Raw genomic sequence first — 1,734 nt, forward strand, 5'->3', positions numbered from 1 at the left:
GTAACTGTTGCACAACTACCATTTTCTCAAAACAATTTACAAAAACATAAAAACAAGCCTCTCTTAAAAGCCATTTAAGAGAGGTTTATTTTTTAAATGTAATTCAAAATTCTAAAATTTCGGGTGCTTAAATTTGAGATTATGAAGTCTTGATAGACTGTTTTTACAAAAGCAAAGCACTTCTCTTGTTTTAGGGAAATAACTTGGTCTAAAATATTAGGTTTTTTGATGGTAAAGCGCAGGTATTTCTTCAAGTTGTAAGTTAAACTTGCCATGAGTACGTGTTTGTTTGCGTTTTTGATACCTCGTGTGTTTACCCGTTTCATGTTGATAAAGTTGACCAAGGTTCCAATGACAGGTTCTACCGTTTTACTTCGTATTCTTGACATCTTCTTGGCATATTTCTCGTTTTGTGTGAGTTTTTGATGCATGCGGTCGTAATGTTCTTTGTGGATGCTGTCGTCTAGCTTTTTAAACTTGGTGCTTTTGCCACAACATTGTTCTCTGAGTGGACAGTTTTTACAATCGGATTCACTGCTTCGATAGGTGCGTTTGGTGTAGCCTTTACTATCCGTTTTTTCGCCTTTGAACAGTAGTTTCGCTTGATTGCCTTCGGGTTTAGTGCATTGGTAATAATTTTCTTCTTTGTTGAAGGTAAAACCTTCTCGCTCGGGTTTGTATTGTCCAAAATTGGGAATGTAAGCATCTATGTTTTTTTCGTGTAAATACGCTAAAGCTTCGCCACTGCTGTAACCGCCATCGGCTAAGAGTTCTTCTAATTCAATTTCGTTTTCCTTTAGGTTTTCTTTGGTAAGTTCCACAATTTGTTCTAAACACTGACTATCGCGTTTATCGGCAAAATCAGAACAGGCTCCTGTAATGACATGGTGTGCATCGTCTACAGCAATTTGTCCAAAATAATTTAATTGTCGCGCTTTGCCTGGTTTTACACTCACTCTAGCATCGCTATCTGTGGGCGAATAATGCGTATGATTCGATACATATTTTGGTCGGATGATATTCCCAAATTCATCTACTTTGTCTTTACCTGTAGCATTGGGCATTCCTCTATAGGCTTCTTCTTTCCAAGCGTGGTGTTGTTCTACCAACTTCTTTCTTGTACTAGTGATTTTAAATTCGCTGTTTTCTTCTAATTCATTTACAAAAGCACTAGCATCCTCCAAAACTTCTTTCTCCACCAAACTATCCATACTCGCATTGGCTTTAATAAAAACGCTGTCCACCGCTTGACGCTTGCCTCGAACCATGCCTTTGGAAACACACATTTTCAAGACTTCTTTAAACAAACTCAAAAACACTTCTTCGCCATACAAACTTCGTGTACGGCTAATGGTGCTATGCCATGGCAACGACTCATGAACATCATAACCTAAAAACAAGCGTATCGATAAACTATCACTACAAAAAGCAATTAATTGTCTGTCTGAGTTAATATTATTCAAATAACCTACCAACAAAATCTTAAAGAATACAACAGGATCAATACTTTCCTGTCCTTCTTTGCCATAATACTTTTGGGTGGCTTTATAAATGAAATGTAAATCGAGTTCGGTTAACAATTTTCTATAAAAATTATCCACCGGAACCATGTCCAATAAATTAACCGAAACAAATAATTGTGGGGTAAAATTTTTCTTTCCTTGCATGAATAAATTTACAAATTATCTCTTTTTTATGCAAGTATTTGTATATTTGAGTTGTGCAACAAGCACA

1 protein-coding gene is annotated in these 1,734 nt (G+C 36.2%); it reads right to left on the reverse strand.

Annotation, left to right across the window (positions count from 1 at the left end; all coding sequences use genetic code 11):
• Positions 1 to 92: 92 nt before the first annotated feature.
• Entirely contained in the window at positions 93 to 1,667 is a 1,575-nt protein-coding gene (locus tag V7P59_RS12740) for an IS1182 family transposase (protein WP_333810532.1), read from the reverse strand.
• Positions 1,668 to 1,734 lie beyond the last annotated feature (67 nt).

Source organism: Flavobacterium sp., from assembly GCF_036782315.1.
Lineage (GTDB): Bacteria > Bacteroidota > Bacteroidia > Flavobacteriales > Flavobacteriaceae > Flavobacterium.